Source organism: Burkholderia sp. BC1 (genome assembly GCF_052683555.1).
Window position 1 is genome coordinate 1 of the sequence record NZ_JBQYLP010000036.1, and the last position, 15,912, is coordinate 15,912.

General features: G+C 68.4%; 14 protein-coding genes. 12 read left to right on the forward strand and 2 right to left on the reverse strand.

Going from position 1 to position 15,912, the window contains the following annotated elements; translation table 11 throughout:
* Positions 1-81 precede the first annotated feature (81 nt).
* Positions 82-2,469, reverse strand: coding sequence for a penicillin-binding protein 1A (locus ACSHSS_RS18320; protein WP_439954756.1), 2,388 nt, complete (start codon positions 2,467-2,469; stop codon positions 82-84).
* 221 nt (positions 2,470-2,690) lie between these two features.
* Between ACSHSS_RS18320 and ACSHSS_RS18325 the strand changes: the two genes are divergently transcribed.
* The 12 genes from ACSHSS_RS18325 to ugpQ all read left to right on the forward strand — a co-directional run bounded on the left by ACSHSS_RS18325 (position 2,691) and on the right by ugpQ (position 14,881).
* Positions 2,691-3,614 (forward strand): hypothetical protein, encoded by a 924-nt coding sequence (locus ACSHSS_RS18325; protein ID WP_043279568.1) that lies wholly within the window; start codon positions 2,691-2,693, stop codon positions 3,612-3,614.
* Positions 3,611-4,237, forward strand: coding sequence for a fimbrial protein (locus ACSHSS_RS18330; protein ID WP_261513212.1), 627 nt, complete (start codon positions 3,611-3,613; stop codon positions 4,235-4,237). Before ACSHSS_RS18325 ends, ACSHSS_RS18330 begins: the two co-directional genes overlap by 4 nt.
* Positions 4,234-5,091, forward strand: coding sequence for a pilus assembly protein (locus ACSHSS_RS18335; RefSeq protein ID WP_261513213.1), 858 nt, complete (start codon positions 4,234-4,236; stop codon positions 5,089-5,091). The genes ACSHSS_RS18330 and ACSHSS_RS18335 overlap by 4 nt, the downstream gene beginning before the upstream one ends.
* Positions 5,088-6,809: a type IV pilus secretin PilQ gene (locus ACSHSS_RS18340; RefSeq protein WP_261513214.1), complete on the forward strand. Its 1,722-nt coding sequence runs from the start codon at positions 5,088-5,090 to the stop codon at positions 6,807-6,809. Before ACSHSS_RS18335 ends, ACSHSS_RS18340 begins: the two co-directional genes overlap by 4 nt.
* 40 nt (positions 6,810-6,849) lie before the next feature.
* The gene (locus ACSHSS_RS18345; RefSeq protein WP_012467729.1) at positions 6,850-7,404 is read left to right on the forward strand and encodes a shikimate kinase; all 555 of its coding nucleotides are present in this window, start codon (positions 6,850-6,852) and stop codon (positions 7,402-7,404) included.
* Positions 7,401-8,480 (forward strand): 3-dehydroquinate synthase, encoded by a 1,080-nt coding sequence (aroB, locus tag ACSHSS_RS18350; RefSeq protein ID WP_261513215.1) that lies wholly within the window; start codon positions 7,401-7,403, stop codon positions 8,478-8,480. The genes ACSHSS_RS18345 and aroB overlap by 4 nt, the downstream gene beginning before the upstream one ends.
* Before the next feature lie 64 nt (positions 8,481-8,544).
* Entirely contained in the window at positions 8,545-9,732 is a 1,188-nt protein-coding gene (locus ACSHSS_RS18355) for a deoxyguanosinetriphosphate triphosphohydrolase (protein ID WP_261513250.1), read from the forward strand.
* Positions 9,733-9,820: 88 nt separating this feature from the next.
* Positions 9,821-11,155, forward strand: coding sequence for a sn-glycerol-3-phosphate ABC transporter substrate-binding protein UgpB (ugpB, locus tag ACSHSS_RS18360; protein ID WP_105841631.1), 1,335 nt, complete (start codon positions 9,821-9,823; stop codon positions 11,153-11,155).
* Between the two features lie 86 nt (positions 11,156-11,241).
* On the forward strand, positions 11,242-12,126 hold the full coding sequence (gene ugpA / locus ACSHSS_RS18365; protein WP_261513216.1) for a sn-glycerol-3-phosphate ABC transporter permease UgpA: 885 nt from the start codon (positions 11,242-11,244) through the stop codon (positions 12,124-12,126).
* Complete coding sequence (gene ugpE, locus ACSHSS_RS18370; RefSeq protein WP_006407001.1) at positions 12,123-12,968, forward strand: sn-glycerol-3-phosphate ABC transporter permease UgpE; 846 nt, start codon at positions 12,123-12,125, stop codon at positions 12,966-12,968. The genes ugpA and ugpE overlap by 4 nt, the downstream gene beginning before the upstream one ends.
* 31 nt (positions 12,969-12,999) lie before the next feature.
* Positions 13,000-14,085: a sn-glycerol-3-phosphate import ATP-binding protein UgpC gene (locus tag ACSHSS_RS18375; protein ID WP_261513217.1), complete on the forward strand. Its 1,086-nt coding sequence runs from the start codon at positions 13,000-13,002 to the stop codon at positions 14,083-14,085.
* 19 nt (positions 14,086-14,104) lie between these two features.
* Positions 14,105-14,881: a glycerophosphodiester phosphodiesterase gene (ugpQ, locus tag ACSHSS_RS18380; protein ID WP_261513218.1), complete on the forward strand. Its 777-nt coding sequence runs from the start codon at positions 14,105-14,107 to the stop codon at positions 14,879-14,881.
* A gap of 140 nt (positions 14,882-15,021) precedes the next feature.
* On the opposite strand, the gene ACSHSS_RS18385 is transcribed toward ugpQ, so the two are convergent.
* Positions 15,022-15,753 (reverse strand): OmpW/AlkL family protein, encoded by a 732-nt coding sequence (locus tag ACSHSS_RS18385; protein ID WP_006406998.1) that lies wholly within the window; start codon positions 15,751-15,753, stop codon positions 15,022-15,024.
* Positions 15,754-15,912: the final 159 nt, after the last annotated feature.

Here is a 15,912-nt window from a genome sequence, read left to right on the forward strand (position 1 = left end):
GAAAAACACCCCAAAGGTTGGATCGGTATCCAACTTTTGGGGTGCAGTTCAAAGGCGCTTTTCTCATGCGGGGGCCGCCGATCAGTGGCCGCGGAACAGGTTCATGATGTCCTGCTTTTCCTGCTCGTCGACATGCGGCACGGCATCGTCGACCTCTTGCGATGCGGGCGCCTGCGGCACGCCGACGGTCGACACGAAGCCGTGGCCGGGCGTGAAGTCGGTGAAATACAGCTCGCCGCCGAGCGATTCGACGCCGTCGGGCATCGTCGGCTTGAAGTCGGGCACGCCCTTGAGCGCCGCACCCATGTAGTCGATCCATACCGGCAGCGCGAGGCCGCCGCCGGTTTCGCGATCGCCGAGACTGCGCGGGTTGTCGTAGCCGATCCACGCGATCGCGGCGAGCGTGTGCTGATAGCCGGCGAACCACGCATCGTGCGAATCGTTGGTCGTGCCGGTCTTGCCCGCGAGATCCGTGCGCTTGAGCACGTTGGTCTTCGCGCCGGTGCCGCGCTGCGCGACGCTCTGCAACAGGCTGTTCATCACGTACGCGTTGCGCGCATCGATCGCGCGCGGCGCATTCTGCTCGGCCATGAGCGGTTGTGCGCGCGCGACGATCGCACCGTTCGGATCGGTGACTTCGGCGATCAGATACGGGTTCACGCGATAGCCGCCGTTCGCGAACACCGAATACGCGCCGGCCATCTGCAGCGGCGTGACGAGGCCGGCGCCGAGCGCCATCGGCAGGTAGGCCGGATGGCGATCGGCGTCGAAGCCGAACCGCGTGATGTACTGCTGCGCGTACTTCGTGCCGATGTGATTGAGGATCCGGATCGACACGAGGTTGCGCGAGCGCTGCAGCGCGGTGCGCATCGACATCGGCCCTTCGAAGCCGCCGCCGTAGTTCTTCGGTTCCCAGGGCTGGCCGCCGGTTTCCGCCGCACTGAAATAGAGCGGCCCGTCGTTGATGATCGTGGCCGGCCCGAGCCCCTTGTCGAGCGATGCCGAATAGATGAACGGCTTGAACGACGAACCGGGTTGCCGCCACGCCTGCGTCACGTGGTTGAACTTGTTCTTGTTGTAGTCGAAGCCGCCGACCAGCGAGCGGATCGCGCCGTCCTGCGGCACGATCGAGATGAACGCGCCTTCGACCTGCGGCAACTGCGTGATCGACCATTTGCCCGCGTCGTTTTTCACGACGCGAACGATTGCGCCCGGACGAATGCGACGGTTCGGCTGCGCGTTCGCCGACAGTGCGCCGGCCGCGAAGCGCAGGTTCTCGCCTTCGACCGTCGCGCTGCTGCCGTCGATGAACGCGACGGTGATCTGGCGCGGGCTCGCGGCCGTGACGACGGCCGCGATCAGCTCGCCGTTGTCCGGGTGCTCGAGCAGCGCGTCGTCGATGGCCTGTTCGCGCTCGTCCGCGCCCGAAGGCAGCTCGATGAAGCCTTCCGGCCCGCGATAGCCGTGGCGCCGCTCGTAATCCATGATGCCCTTGCGCAGCGCGGTATACGCAACCTGCTGATCGGCGGAATCGATCGTCGTGATGACGTTGAAGCCGCGCGTGTAGGTTTCCTCGCGGTATTGCGCATACATCATCTGGCGCACCATTTCCGCGACGTATTCGGCATGCACGCTGTACTCGCGACCCGCGCCCTTGACGACGAGCGGCTGCGCGACGGCTTCGTCGTACTGCTCGCGCGTGATGAAGTTCAGCTCGAGCATCCGCTGCAGGATGTACTCCTGGCGCACCTTCGCGCGCTTCGGATTGACGACCGGGTTGTACGCGGACGGCGCCTTCGGCAGCCCCGCGAGCATCGCCGCTTCGGCGAGCGTGATGTCTTTCAGGTCCTTGCCGAAATAGACGCGCGCGGCGCTCGCGAAGCCGTACGCGCGCTGGCCGAGATAGATCTGATTCATATAGACCTCGAGAATCTGATCCTTCGTGAGCGCGCGCTCGATCCGGTACGCGAGCAGCATCTCGTAGATCTTGCGCGTGTACGTCTTCTCGCTCGACAGGAAGAAGTTGCGCGCGACCTGCATCGTGATCGTGCTCGCGCCCTGTGTCGCGTGGCCGTTCGTCAGCGCGACGACGCCTGCGCGGAGGATGCCGGTGAGGTCGACGCCGCCGTGATCGTAGAAGCGCGCGTCCTCGATCGCGAGGATCGCCTTTTTCAGCGAATCGGGGACGTCCTTGAAATGGACGATGTCGCGGCGTTCCTCGCCGAATTCGCCGATCAGCACGTGATCGGACGTATAGATGCGCAGCGGCACCTTCGGCCGATAGTCGGTCAGCGCGTCGAGCGACGGCATGTTCGGCCATGCGACGACGAGCGCATAGCCGAGCACGAGGCCGCCGGCCACGACGAGCGCCACGCACATCGCGGCGAAGCCGAACAGCGCTTTTTGCCACCAGGGGCGCTTCTTCGGCTCCGGGGATGGAGGCGGGGGCGTAGGAGACGTGGATTGCATAGGCATACCGGAAAACAGTCCCGCGATTATAGCTGCCCGCCGGAGGCGGCCCCGGCGCGGGGGGAGCGGCCGGGCAACCGCGCGACCGTGCCGAGATCAGCATAGCCCGGCGGCCGGCTCGTGCGCCATTGGCCGTTCGGTCGACTGTCGGCGGCGCGCACCGCTCGCCAGAATCGGGCCTCGGATCGCGGCATGGGCTGCGACGATCGCGGGAGGCTGGAATGACAGGACGATGGGCGGCGGCGCGCTTCGTGCCGGGCAGGCACCGATCGACGGGTATCGACGTCGGCGCGGGGGAGGTCAGGATCGTGGTGCTGAGCCGGCGCGGCCGCGTGGCCGACGTGCGGATCGAAGCGCTCGAGCGGGAACCGCTCGCACTGCCGGAGGGCGCCGATGCGCGCTGGGCGGCAGTCGCGCGGGCGCTGTCGGCTGCCGTCGCGCGGCTCACCGGCGCCGGCGTGCGCTGCGACACGCGCGGCGTGATGGCGCTGCGCGACGACGAGATGCGCACGGCCACGCTCGATCTGGCGGGGCGCGACGACGTCGCCGATGCGGCGCGGCAGGCTGCCGAGCGCATCTCGGGGCTTGCGCCGGACAGCATCGCGTTCGACTGGCGGCACGACGACGGCGCGTGCGCGCAGGAGATCGCGGTCGCGGCCGCACCGCTGGCGTTGCTCGAACGGCGGATCGACGTCGCCGCGCAAGCGGGGATCGACCTGACAGCCGTCGATAGCGAATCGGCCGCCGCACTGCGCGCGCTGCGCTACGCGGCGCAGTTCGAGCTCGACGCTCAGGGGCCGTACGCCGCGCTGTGGTTCTCCGACGCGGGCGTGCGCGGCTGGCGCATCGACGGTGCGCTCGCCGCGCCGATGCTCGCGCTGCCCGCCGACATGCCGGGCGCGTTGGCCGATGCGTTGCGCGCGGGTGCGCCGGAGCCGGTCGGCTGCGTGCTGGTAGCGGGCGACGAACGATGTGTCGCGCGCTTCGGCCTGTCGCTGGCCGATATCGGCGACGCGCTCGGCGCGACGTCGGTGCCGTTCGACTGTACCGGGTGGGACGGGCGTCCGATCGCGCCGGCCGGTGTGCCGAGCGCACCGGCGTTCGCGGTCGCGTTCGGGCTTGCGCTGCGCGGGGTGTGGGAATGATCGCGAAGCGCTTGCATGCGGCCGGTCCGCTTCGGCTCGACGGCTTCAACCTGCTGCCGTACCGCGAGCGCGTCGCGCGTGCGCTGCGGCGGCGTCAGGCCGCGCAGTGCGGTGCGGCGATCCTGCTCGCCGCGCTCGGCGTCGGCCTGTGGACCGCGGGCTGCACGTGGCGGCGGCTCGACATGGACGCCGAGCGCCTGCGTCTCGACGTACGGTTGCGGGAACTGGAGCCGCAGGCCGCTGCGGCGAAGCGTGCGGCGCGTACGGCAGGCGCCGTCACGCAGCGCGACGCGCAGGCAGTCGCGCTGGCGGAGCCACACCGGCGCGTGAGCGCGCTGCTCGCGACACTCGCGCAAGTGCGCGACGACACGGTGCGCATCGACGCGCTGCATGCGACGCGTTCCGGCGTCGTGCTCGACGTGCGCGCGGCGAGCTACCGCGCGGGTGCGCGTTGGCTCGCCGGCGTCGCGCGCGAGCAGCGGGACGCGCGAATCGACGTCGACGCATTGAAACCGGCTTCGGCGGCGGCGCCCGTTGCGGCGGGCGCGCCGATCGCATTTTCCGCGCACGTGCGCTGGCGCGACGCGACGCCGCGGCGCGCGACGCCGGGAGACGGCGCATGACGACGATCGCGATCGCAGGCGGGCCGCTCCTCGCGGCATGGCCACGTATCAGGCGGCGCGTGTCGCCGGCCGCCATGCATGCTGCCGGCTGCGCGTTGGCGTTCGCTGCCGTGCTGGCGGGCGGCATTCATCTGTCGAATGCGGCCGACTGGAGCGGGCTCGCGCGCAGCGGCGCGCTTCTGCAGGCGGCGCGGACGCGCGTCGCGGACCTCGAGCGCGTGCTCGAAACGGCCGCGCCGCAGCGAAACGCGAGACAGCTCGCCGCAGCCGGCGACGGTACGCCGCCCGTGCGCGAGTGGGGCGCGCTGATGCTCGAGCTGGCCGACCTCGTTGCATCGAGCGGGCTGCACGTCGTATCGGTCGAGCCGCTGAAGGCCGACCGTGCGGCGGCGGACGGTCGCCGTACGGTGCGGCTCGTCGCGGCCGGCGAACCCGCGGCGCCCGCGCGCGCAATCGGCGCGCTGGCCGATTTTTCGGTGCTCGCGGTACCGGCGACGCTGCGTGTCGAGCGCGGTCCCGATGGCGTGAGGATCGACATGTCGGTCGACGTATTTCCGACCCTGCCCGGCATCGCGGCTAGCGGCGCGGCAACACCTGCCGTGAATGGCGATCCGTTCGGCGGCGCGGAGGCGTTCGCGACGGCCGACGGGCGGTTGCCGCGCCTTGCCGGGCTGATCCGCGACATGCGCAGCGCGCTGGTGCTGTTCGACGACGGCGATGGCGGCTTCACGGCCGTGCGGGCCGGCGACGCGCTCGGTGCGTTGCGCGTTGCGCGCGTCGATGCGGGCGCCGTGACGCTGTCGACGTCGGACGGCCCGCGGCGGCTCGCACTCGAAGACGGAGGCCGCTCGTGACGAAGCTTAACCGGTACGGCATCGCGGTCTGGTGCGGCATCGGAGTCGGCGCCGTCGGCCTCGGCCTCGGCGCGGTTGCGGCGAACGCCGCGTTGCCGCCGCTGCCTGCGGCGTGGCCGGTCGCCTCCACGATGGCTGAAGCGCGCGAGGCGCCGCTGCCGCCGGGCGTGCCGGACGGCGCGATCGATGACGCAATCGACGGTGCGGCCGGTCGCGCGGCGCCCCACGCCCAGACCGACCGCACGCACGAACCCGCCTCACCGGGCGCGAGCCCGCCGCCGTTCGAGCACGCATCCCGCGTCGCGCAGCACGCGCAACCGGCCGCGCCGGCACCGGCGCTCGAAGGGCCGCCGATCCCGCTGCCGCCGCCCGCGCGCATGAACGACGCGGCCGCGCATCGCGCAGGCGACGCGGACGACACGCGCCGCATTTCGCTGAACCTGCAGCGCGCGGACCTGACGGCCGCCTTCGATGCATTCGCACGCTTCACGGGCCTGAACATCGTCGTGAGCGAGCAGGTTCGCGGCACCGTGACCTTGCGTCTGAACAATGTCCGCTGGCGCGATGCATTCGACACGCTGCTCGACACGCACGGGCTCGCGATGTCCCGGCGCGGCGACATCGTCTGGGTGACGCCGGCCGCCGAACTGGCGGTGCGCGAGCGCGAGCGCTTCGAAACGCACGCGCGTGCCGTCGATCTGGAGCCGCTCGAGAGCCGCCGGTTCGAATTGCACTATGCGCGCGCGCAGGACGTGCAGCGGCTGCTGGCCGGCTCGACCGGCCAGCGCCTGCTGTCGAAGCGCGGTGCCGCGGCCGCCGATGCGCGCACGAACCTGCTGTTCGTCACCGATCTCGCGCCGCGCATCGCGCAGATCGCCGATCTGATCGCGGCACTCGACCGGCCGTCGCGGCAGGTGCGCATCGAGGCGCGCATCGTCGAGGGCGAGCAGGGCTTTTCTCGTCATCTCGGCGCCCGGCTCGCGCTGCGCGCGCAAGCGCGGCCGGCGGCGGCCGAAGCTGCCGCATCCCCGGCCGGCGCCCGCACGGCGCTCGATCTGGCCGCGCGGCCGCTCGCCGGCTTCGAGGCGGCGACGGCCGGCTTCACGCTGCTCGCCGCGCCGCTCAGCCGCGTGCTCGACGTCGAGCTGAGCGCGCTGGAGGCGCAGGGGCGCGGCCAGATCGTGTCGAGCCCGCGCGTCGTTACGGCCGATCGCGCGAAGGCGCTCGTCGAGCAGGGCGCGGAGCTGCCGTATCAGGCAAAGGTCGGCAACGGCGTGACGGGCGTGCAGTTCCGCCGCGCGACGCTGAAGCTCGAGGTCGAGCCGCAGATCACGCCGGACGGGCGCGTCGTGCTCGACCTCGACGTGACGAAGGACAGCGTCGGCGAACCGACCGCGGCCGGCCCCGCGATCCATACGAAACACGTGCAGACGCGCGTCGAAGTCGACGACGGCGGCACGGTCGCGATCGGCGGGATCTATGAGCGGCTGCATCGGCACGATGTGACGCGGGTGCCGCTGTTGGGCAAAATACCGGTTCTGGGCGCGCTTTTCCGGCATCGCGCGCAGCGCGAGCAGCGTAGCGAACTGGTCGTATTCATCACGCCGACGATCGTCAGCGCAGGGTGCGGCCCGCCCGGCACAGCCGACGAAAATGCCGAGAAATCGGGGCCGGAAGCGGGTGGCGCAGGCTCGACAAGGCAGTCGCTTTGCCAGTAAGCTGCGCCACACACCAGCAAGATTGAAGCAGAGGAAGCCGTTGCAAGCGCGGGACCCACATGCAAACGTATTTTTCGTCGGCCTTATGGGAGCGGGTAAGACCACCGTGGGCCGTGCGGTCGCGCGCCGGCTCGACAGGACGTTCTTCGACTCCGACCACGAAATCGAGGCCCGCACGGGCGCGCGCATTCCGGTGATCTTCGAGCTGGAGGGCGAGGCCGGGTTTCGCGACCGCGAAGCGCAGATGATCGCCGAGCTCACGCAGCGCGAGAACATCGTGCTGGCGACGGGCGGCGGCGCGGTGCTGCGGGCCGAGAATCGCGCATGCCTGAAAGGCAACGGCATCGTCGTCTATCTGCGCGCCAACCCGCACGATCTGTGGCTTCGCACGCGCAAGGACAAAAATCGTCCGCTGCTGCAGACCGACGATCCGAAGGCCCGTCTCGAAGCGCTCTACGAAGTGCGCGACCCGCTGTACCGCGAATGCGCGGACTTCGTGATCGAAACGGGCCGCCCGTCCGTCAACGGTCTCGTCAACATGGTGCTGATGCAACTCGAACTGGCGGGCGTCGTCGCCAAGCCGCTACAAGCATGATTACTGTCAACGTCGATCTGGGCGACCGCGCCTACCCGATTCACATTGGCGCCGGCCTGATCGGCCGCGCCGAGCTGTTCGCTCCCCACATCAAAGGTTCGTCGGTGACGATCGTCACGAACACGACGGTCGATCCGCTCTACGGCGACGCGCTGCGCGCGGCGCTCGCGCCGCTCGGCAAGCACGTGTCGACGGTCGTGCTGCCCGACGGCGAAGCCTACAAGAACTGGGAAACGCTGAACCTCATTTTCGACGGGCTGCTCGGCGAGCGCGCCGATCGCAAGACGACGCTCGTCGCACTCGGCGGCGGCGTGATCGGCGACATGACGGGCTTTGCCGCCGCCTGCTACATGCGCGGCGTGCCGTTCATCCAGGTGCCGACCACGCTGCTGTCACAGGTCGATTCGTCGGTCGGCGGCAAGACGGGCATCAATCATCCGCTCGGCAAGAACATGATCGGCGCGTTTTACCAGCCGCAGGCGGTGATCGCCGACATCGGCGCGCTGACGACGCTGCCCGAGCGCGAGCTCACGGCCGGCATCGCCGAGGTCATCAAGACCGGCGCGATCGCCGATGCCGCATTCTTCGACTGGATCGAGGCGAACGTCGACGCGCTGAACCGGCGCGATCCCGCGGCGCTCGCGCACGCGGTGAAGCGGTCGTGCGAGATCAAGGCGAGCGTCGTCGCGGCGGACGAGCGCGAGGGCGGCCTGCGCGCGATCCTCAATTTCGGACATACGTTCGGCCACGCGATCGAGGCGGGCCTCGGCTACGGCGAATGGCTGCACGGCGAGGCGGTCGGCTGCGGGATGGTGATGGCAGCCGATCTGTCGGTGCGGCTCGGGCTGCTCGACGACGCGTCGCGGCAGCGGCTCGACGCGGTGATCGCGGCCGCGCATCTGCCGACGCGCGGCCCGGCGCTCGGCGACGCGCGCTACATGGAACTGATGCGCGTCGACAAGAAGGCCGAAGCCGGCGCGATCAAGTTCATCTTGCTGAAGCGCTTCGGCGATACGCTGATCACGCAGGCGCCCGACGAAGCGGTGTTCGCTACACTGGCGCACACGACCCGGTAATCGCGCCCCGGACGCCCGGCGCCCCTGACATGGAGGAGACGTGAGCGAGACATCCAGCCGCCATCTGCCCGAAACCGGCCGCGGCCCAGCCGCCGCCGCCGTCGTCGAGCCGCCCACGCTGGCGGCGCTGGAAGCCCACCTCGCTCCGTATGCCGCGCATGCATCGCAATCGCGCGGCCGCCGCTACCCGGAGGCGCCGCCCGCGGCGCGCACCGAATTCCAGCGCGACCGCGACCGCATCGTTCACTCCACCGCGTTTCGCCGGCTCGAATACAAGACGCAGGTTTTCGTCAATCACGAAGGCGACCTGTTCCGCACACGTCTCACGCATAGCCTCGAAGTCGCGCAGATCGCGCGTTCGGTCGCGCGCAACCTGCGCCTGAACGAGGATCTCGTCGAAGCGATTTCGCTCGCGCACGATCTCGGCCATACGCCGTTCGGCCATGCCGGGCAGGATGCGCTGAACGCCTGCATGCGCGAATATGGCGGCTTCGAACACAACCTGCAGAGCCTCGCGGTCGTCGACGAGCTCGAGGAACACTACGGCGCGTTCAACGGGCTGAACCTGTGTTTCGAAACGCGCGAAGGGATCCTGAAGCATTGCTCGCGCGAGAACGCGCGCAAGCTCGGTGCGCTCGGCGAGCGTTTCCTGCAGGGGCGGCAGCCGTCGCTCGAAGCGCAGCTCGCGAACATCGCGGACGAGATCGCCTACAACAATCACGACGTCGACGACGGTCTGCGCTCGGGGCTGATCACGATCGAGCAGCTCGCGGAGGTCGAGCTGTGGCAGCGCCACTACGAGCAGGCGCTCGCCGAATTTCCCCATCTCGAAGGCCGTCGCCTCGTGCACGAGACGGTGCGCCGCATCATCAACACGCTGATCGTCGACCTGATCGACGAAACGACGCGCAATCTCGCGCGCGTCGCGCCCGCATCGATCGACGACGTGCGCGCGGCGCCGCCGCTCGTGTCGCACAGCGAGCCCGTGGCCGCGCAGGCGGCCGCGCTCAAGCGTTTCCTGTTCAAGAACCTGTATCGCCACTACAAGGTGATGCGCATGGCGAGCAAGGCGCAGCGCGTCGTCACCGGGCTGTTCGATGCGTTCATCGACGATCCGCGCCTGCTGCCGCCGCCCTATCAGTCCGACGATCGCGCGCAGCAGCCGCGTCTCGTCGCGCATTACATCGCCGGGATGACCGACCGCTTCGCGCTGAAGGAGTACCAGCGGCTGTTCGTCGTCAACGACAACTGACTGTCATAAACGATCACTAGACTTCGCCGGTTCAACGGCGACGGGAAGGTTGCACACGCTGTTGGTAACGTTTTCATAGGAGAGGTCGATGAAGAAGAAGCCTGCGGGGACCGTGGTTCGTTCGATCGTGCTCGGCGGCGCGCTGATGTTCGGTGTGCAGCATGCGGCATTCGCGGTGACGGAGATCCAGTTCTGGCACGCGATGGAAGCCGCGCTCGGCGAGCGCGTGAACGAGCTGGCGACGCAATTCAACGCGTCGCAGAGCGATTACAAGATCGTGCCGGTCTTCAAGGGCACCTACGACCAGACGCTCGCGGCCGGCATCGCCGCCTATCGCAGCGGCAACGCGCCGGCGATCCTGCAGGTGTACGAAGTCGGCACGGCCACGATGATGCAGGCGAAGAAGGCCGTCGTGCCGGTGTACGACGTGTTCAAGCAGGCCGGCGTGCCGCTCGACGAAAAGGCGTTCGTGCCGACCATCGCGAGCTACTACAGCGACGCGAAGACGGGCCATCTCGTGTCGATGCCGTTCAACAGTTCGACGCCGGTGCTGTACTACAACAAGGACGCGTTCAAGAAGGCCGGGCTCGACCCGAACCAGCCGCCGAAGACCTGGGCGGACGTGAAGGCCGATTCGGAGAAGCTGCGCAAGGCCGGCATGACGTGCGGCTTCACGACGGGCTGGCAGGGCTGGATCCAGCTCGAGAACTACAGCGCGTGGCATGCGCTGCCGTTCGCGAGCCGCAACAACGGCTTCGACGGCGCGGACGCGGTGCTAGAGTTCAACAAGCCGCAGCAGATCGCGCACGTCGCGTTCCTGCAAGAGATGGCGAAGGACGGCACGTTCACGTACGCGGGCCGCAAGGACGAGGCATCAGCGAAGTTCTATAGCGGCGACTGCGGGATCATGACGACGTCGTCGGGCGCGCTCGCGAACGTGCAGAAATTCGCGAAGTTCAGCTACGGGACGGGGATGATGCCGTACGACGCGAACGTGAAGGGCGCGCCGCAGAACGCGATCATCGGCGGCGCCAGTTTGTGGGTGCTGGCCGGCAAGGATCCGGCGACGTACAAGGGTGTCGCGAAATTCCTCGCGTTCCTCGCGTCGCCGCCGATCGCCGCGAAATGGCACCAGGAGACGGGCTACCTGCCGGTCACGACCGCCGCCTACGACCTCACGCGCCAGCAGGGCTTCTATGCGAAGAATCCGAGCGCCGAAACCGCGATCAAGCAGATGCTGAACAAGCCGCCGCTGCCCTACACGAAGGGGCTGCGCCTCGGCAACATGCCGCAGATCCGTACCGTCGTCGACGAAGAGCTCGAGCAGGTGTGGGCGCAGAAGAAGTCGCCGAAGGACGCGCTCGACGCGGCGGCGTCGCGCGGCAACGAACTGCTGCGCCGCTTCGAGAAGTCGGGCGGCTGAGCCCGTCTCGCGCCGTGCCGCGGCTGCGTCGCACATGCGGCGCGCGGCGCGGCTTCGTTTCCGTTTCGTCTGACCGGATCTCCGCGATGCAATCCCGTTCCCGTTTCGGCACGAGCCTGCTGCCGTATCTGCTGATCGCGCCGCAACTCGCGATCACCGCCGTGTTCTTCCTCTGGCCGGCCGGCGTCGCGCTGTGGCAGTCGACGCAGATGCAGGACGCGTTCGGCACGTCGAGCGAGTTCGTCGGCCTCGCGAACTTCACGCATCTGTTCGCCGATCCGCTCTATCTCGACTCGTTTCGCACGACGCTGGTATTCAGTGCGCTCGTCACGGTGAGCGGGCTGATCGTGTCGCTGCTGCTCGCCGCATGCGCGGATCGCGTGACGCGCGGCGCGCGCGCGTATCGCACGCTGCTGATCTGGCCGTACGCGGTCGCGCCGACGATCGCGGCCGTGCTGTGGGCGTTCCTGTTCAACCCGAGCATCGGGCTTGTCACGTATGCGCTCGCGAAGCAGGGCGTCGTGTGGAACCACGCGCTGAACGGCGGTCAGGCGATGTTCCTCGTCGTGCTCGCGTCGGTGTGGAAGCAGGTCAGCTACAACTTCCTGTTCTTCTACGCGGGGCTGCAGGCGATCCCGCGTTCGCTGATCGAGGCGGCCGCGATCGACGGCGCGGGCCCGGTGCGGCGCTTTTTCAACATCGTGCTGCCGCTGCTGTCGCCGACGAGCTTTTTCCTGCTCGTCGTGAACCTCGTCTACGCCTTCTTCGACACGTTCCCGGTGATCGATGCCGCCACCGGCGGCGGCCCGGCGCAGAGCACGAAGACGCTGATCTACAAGATCTTCGCGGAAGGCTTTCAGGGCCTCGACATCGGTAGCTCCGGCGCGCAGTCGGTCGTGCTGATGATCATCGTGGTCGGGCTCACCGTGATCCAGTTCCGCTTCGTCGAACGCAGGGTGCAATACGCATGATCGAAAATCGCAAGGGCTTCGACCTGTTCTGCCACGCGGTGCTGATCGCCGGCGTCGTGCTGATCGTGTTTCCGGTGTACGTGGCGTTCTGCGCGGCGACGATGAACGCGCAGGAAGTATTCACGGTGCCGCTGTCGCTCGTGCCGAGCACGCATCTGTTCGAGAACGTCGCGTACATCTGGGGGCACGGCAGCGGCGGCACGACCGCGCCGTTCGGCCGACTGCTGCTGAACAGCTTCGCGATGGCGCTCGGGATCGCGGTCGGCAAGATCGCGGTGTCGATCCTGTCCGCGTACGCGATCGTCTATTTCCGCTTTCCGTTTCGCAACGCCGCGTTCTGGCTGATCTTCGTCACGCTGATGCTGCCGGTCGAAGTGCGGATCTTTCCGACCGTGCAGGTCGTGTCGACGCTGCATCTGACGAACAGCTATGCGGGGCTCACGCTGCCGCTGATCGCGTCGGCGACCGCGACCTTCCTGTTCCGCCAGTTCTTCATGACGCTGCCCGACGAGCTGATGGACGCCGCGCGCATCGACGGCGCGGGCCCGCTGCGCTTTTTCTGGGACGTCGTGCTGCCGCTGTCGAAGACGAGCATCGCCGCGCTGTTCGTGATCACGTTCATCTACGGCTGGAACCAGTATCTGTGGCCGATCCTGATCACGACGGAGGCGTCGCTGTCGACGGCGGTGGTCGGGATCAAGACGATGATCGCGAGCGGCGACGCGGCGACCGAATGGCAATACGTGATGGCGGCGACGCTGCTGGCGATGGTGCCGCCGCTCGTCGTCGTGCTGGCGATGCAGCGCTGGTTCGTGCGCGGCCTCGTCGACTCCGAAAAATGAACGACGCACGCAAACGGGAGATGGATCGGGTATGGCTGCGCTGAGCTTGAAGGGCGTCAGGAAATCGTACGACGGCAAGCAGCACGTGCTGCACGGCATCGACGTGGAGATCGCCGACGGCGAATTCATCGTGCTGGTGGGCCCGTCGGGTTGCGGCAAGTCGACGCTGCTGCGGATGATCGCGGGGCTCGAGTCCGTGACCGACGGCGAGATCGCGATCGGCGGGCGCGTCGTGAACGCGCTGGAGCCAAAGGATCGCGATATCGCGATGGTGTTTCAGAACTATGCGCTGTATCCGCACATGACGGTCGCGCAGAACATGGGCTACGGGCTGAAGATCCGCGGCATCGACCGCGCGACGATCGACGCGCGCGTCGCCGCGGCCGCGAAGATCCTCGAGCTCGAACCGCTGCTCGCGCGCCGGCCGCGCGAGCTGTCGGGCGGACAGCGCCAGCGCGTCGCGATGGGCCGTGCGATCGTGCGCGAGCCGTCGGTGTTTCTGTTCGACGAGCCGCTCTCGAATCTCGACGCGAAGCTGCGCGTGCAGATGCGGCTCGAGATCCAGCGGCTGCACGCGCGCCTCGCGACGACGAGCGTCTACGTGACGCACGACCAGATCGAGGCGATGACGCTCGCGCAGCGCGTGATCGTGATGAACCGCGGCTATGCGGAGCAGATCGGCGCGCCGGTCGACGTGTACGAACGGCCGGCGACGGTGTTCGTCGCGGGCTTCATCGGATCGCCGGCGATGAATCTACTGCAGGGCCGGCTGTCGGACGACGGCGCGACGTTTGCCGTCGCGGGCGGCGGGCCGGCGCTGCCGGTGGCCGGCGCGCCCGGCATCGGCGGCGCGATCGCGAGCGGCCGCGACTGGGTGCTCGGCGTGCGTCCGGAACACATGACGCCGCAGCCCGGCGTCCCGCACGCGACGCTGCCGGTCGATTCGTGCGAACTGCTCGGCGCCGACAATCTCGCGCACGGCCGCTGGGGCAGTCACGACGTCGCGGTGCGGCTGCCGCACGCGGAGCGTCCGGCGCGCGGCAGCGCGCTCGCGGTCGCCTTGCCTGCGCACCGGTTGCATTTCTTCGATCCCGAAACCGGCCGGCGCGCCGACTGAATCCGCAGAGAGGCTGACGATGACTTCCCGCTTCGACTGGCCCTATCCGCGCGTGGTCGCGCACCGCGGCGGCGGCACGCTCGCGCCCGAGAACACGCTCGCGGCGCTCGACGAAGGCGCGCGGCGCGGCCATCGAATGGTCGAGTTCGACGCGAAGCTGTCGGCCGACGACGTCACGTTCCTGCTGCACGACGACACGGTCGAGCGCACCTCGAACGGCCGGGGCGCCGCCGCGGGCATGCGCTATGCGGCGCTCGCGGCGCTCGACGCGGGCGCGTGGCGCGACGCGCGCTTTGCCGGCGAGCGGATGCCGACGCTCGAGGCGGCGGCTGCTCGCTGCATCGCGCTCGGTCTCGCGGCGAACGTCGAGATCAAGCCGTGCCCGGGCCGCGAGCGCGACACCGGGCGGCGCGTGGCCGCCGACGCGGCCGCATACTGGCGCGGCGCGGCGGTGCCGCCGCTGCTGTCGTCGTTCTCGTTCGAGGCGCTGCGCGAGGCGCGTGAGACGGCGCCCGAGCTGCCGCGCGGGATGCTGTACGAAACGGTGCCGCCGGACTGGCACGCGCAAGTCGTCGACGCGCTCGGCTGCGTGTCGCTGCACGCCGACCATACGCATCTCGACGAAACGCAGGTGCGCGCGATCAAGGCGGCCGGGCTGCGCATCCTGGTTTACACGGTGAACGACCTCGCGCGGGCGCGCGAGCTGGTGCGCTGGGGTGTCGACGCGGTCTGCACGGACCGGATCGACCTGATCGGGCCGCACGCGCTCGACGACGTCGTGCAGGGCGCGGCCTAGCGCGCCAACGAGCCTGACGCGAAAAGACGACGCCCCGGCGCGGTTTGGCCGGGGCGTTTTGCATCGCGGAGACGTTACGGCGGGAAAATTCCGCTACAAATTGCAGCGGCATTAACCATTCCCCAAATATTCGACTACGCTTAGAAACGGTAGCCGACGTTCAGGTACGTGACGATCGGGTTCAGCGAGATGTGGGCTTTCGAGGTTTCGGTCAGCGTGCCGACCTGCGTGCGGCGAGCGGTGGTGAAAGTCGCGGTGACGCTCACCGGCACGTACGAAATCGACAGGCCGGCGAACCAGTGCTTCGTGAAGTTGTACGTGAAGCCTGCGTTGAAGACCGGGGCCCACTGATTGCTCGTCGTTGCACTGGTGGGGCCGCCGAGCACGCCGTTCTCGAACGCGGTGTTCGTGATCTTCGCGCCGGTGAACCAGACGTACGTCGCGCCGATGCCGACATACGGGCGGAATTTCGCGTTCGCGTCGTTGAAGTGGTAGCGCAGCAGCAGTGCGGGGCTCCACTGATACGCGCGGCCGAGCACGCCGAAGTTCGCGAACTGACCTTTTCCGGTGATGTCGAACTTCGGCGGCACACCGAGGACGAATTCGGTGGAAATGTGGTCGGTGAGGAAGTAGCCGGTCGCCAGGCCGAGCGTGTCGGCATCGTTGATGCCCGCACCGGTGTTGGGAACGGACTGATTGACGGGCGTGCCGCCGACGCCATAGACAAAGAGCGGGTCGCTGCTGTCCTGCGGGGACAGGTGAAACCAGCCGGTGCTGACGTAAAAACTACCTGCAGATTGTGCGTGTGCCGTGCCGCCCGCCAGTGCGAATGCGAGCGCCGCGGCCCCCGTAATGGCCAGTTTTCGTTTCATTGTGTCTCCTCCGATCAAAGGCGTGCTCATTATGACGACTGCGTTTAAAACCAAACAAGCTCGTAAGCTAGAGTTTTCTCCCTAGGTTTAGTACGACCGTACGCTTTCGCGCACCGCCGCGCGGGCATTCCACGCAGGTGCGCACATTCGGACCCCCGG

What these genes read in the sequence shown, in the direction of transcription:
- ACSHSS_RS18320 (WP_439954756.1), bottom strand. Translation starts at nt 2,469, where the DNA reads ATGCAATCCACGTCTCCTACGCCCCCGCCTCCATCCCCGGAGCCGAAG.
- ACSHSS_RS18325 (WP_043279568.1), top strand. Translation starts at nt 2,691, where the DNA reads ATGACAGGACGATGGGCGGCGGCGCGCTTCGTGCCGGGCAGGCACCGA.
- ACSHSS_RS18330 (WP_261513212.1), top strand. Translation starts at nt 3,611, where the DNA reads ATGATCGCGAAGCGCTTGCATGCGGCCGGTCCGCTTCGGCTCGACGGC.
- ACSHSS_RS18335 (WP_261513213.1), top strand. Translation starts at nt 4,234, where the DNA reads ATGACGACGATCGCGATCGCAGGCGGGCCGCTCCTCGCGGCATGGCCA.
- aroB (WP_261513215.1), top strand. Translation starts at nt 7,401, where the DNA reads ATGATTACTGTCAACGTCGATCTGGGCGACCGCGCCTACCCGATTCAC.
- ugpB (WP_105841631.1), top strand. Translation starts at nt 9,821, where the DNA reads ATGAAGAAGAAGCCTGCGGGGACCGTGGTTCGTTCGATCGTGCTCGGC.
- ugpA (WP_261513216.1), top strand. Translation starts at nt 11,242, where the DNA reads ATGCAATCCCGTTCCCGTTTCGGCACGAGCCTGCTGCCGTATCTGCTG.
- ugpE (WP_006407001.1), top strand. Translation starts at nt 12,123, where the DNA reads ATGATCGAAAATCGCAAGGGCTTCGACCTGTTCTGCCACGCGGTGCTG.
- ACSHSS_RS18375 (WP_261513217.1), top strand. Translation starts at nt 13,000, where the DNA reads ATGGCTGCGCTGAGCTTGAAGGGCGTCAGGAAATCGTACGACGGCAAG.
- ugpQ (WP_261513218.1), top strand. Translation starts at nt 14,105, where the DNA reads ATGACTTCCCGCTTCGACTGGCCCTATCCGCGCGTGGTCGCGCACCGC.
- ACSHSS_RS18385 (WP_006406998.1), bottom strand. Translation starts at nt 15,753, where the DNA reads ATGAAACGAAAACTGGCCATTACGGGGGCCGCGGCGCTCGCATTCGCA.